The organism is Roseomonas acroporae, from assembly GCF_023223525.1.
GTDB lineage: Bacteria > Pseudomonadota > Alphaproteobacteria > Acetobacterales > Acetobacteraceae > Roseomonas_E > Roseomonas_E acroporae.
In genome coordinates, this window is record NZ_JALPRX010000274.1 from 1 (window position 1) to 849 (window position 849).

The following is an 849-nucleotide window of genomic DNA, read 5'->3' on the forward strand; positions in this document are numbered from 1 at the left end:
AGAGGAACTAACACAACCCGGTTGTCGTTGTAGCGTGATGGCCCAGGCACTGCTTCCCGACGACCTCTGGCTGGTGATCGATCCGCTGCTGCCGGCACCGCCGCAACCGGGGCCGAAGGGTGGCCGTCCGGCGATCGGCAACCGTGAGACGCTGACCGGCATCCTGTTCGTGCTCAAGAGCGGCATCCCGTGGGAGATGCTGCCGCGGGAGATGGGCTGCGGTTCGGGCATGACCTGCTGGCGGCGGCTGCGCGACTGGCAGGCGGCGGGGGTCTGGCGCCGGGTGCACGCCGTGCTGCTGGCGCGGATGCACGGCGCGGGGTTGATCGACTGGTCGCGCGCCGCGGTGGATTCCTGCTCGGTGCGGGCCAAAAGGGGGGCTCGGCACGGGGCCGAGCCCGGTGGATCGCGGCAAGGCCGGCATCAAGCGCCACCTGGTCGTCGATGGCCACGGCACGCCGCTCGGCCTGACACTCACCCCGGTCAACCGCAACGACGGCCCCGAACTCGGCGCACTGCTCGATGCCGTGCCGCCCGTCCGAGGTCGGCGTGGGCGGCCTCGCCGCAGGCCGGACAAGGTACACGGTGACAAGGGTTACGATGCCCGCCGATGCCGCGACGAATGCCGCCAGCGCGGCATCACGCCCCGGATCGCCCGTCGCGGCATCGAGCCCCGCGACCGCCTCGGTCGGCATCGCTGGAAGGTCGAGCGCACCCACGCCTGGTTCGGCGGCTACCGACGTCTCGTCATCCGCTACGAGCGCCGTGATGACATCCACCTCGGCCTCAACCTCCTCGCCATGTGCCTCATCACCTTCAGGCAAGGCAAGCGGTTGTGTTAGTTCCTCT

At 70.1% G+C, this 849-nt stretch carries 1 protein-coding gene; it reads left to right on the forward strand.

What is annotated here, in order from left to right; genetic code table 11:
* Positions 1 to 37: 37 nt before the first annotated feature.
* Positions 38 to 842 (forward strand): IS5 family transposase gene (locus M0638_RS28480; RefSeq protein ID WP_248670334.1). Its coding sequence is split into 2 segments (ribosomal slippage): positions 38 to 378 and positions 377 to 842, totalling 807 coding nucleotides; the frame shifts between segments, so codons are not numbered across the junction.
* Positions 843 to 849 lie beyond the last annotated feature (7 nt).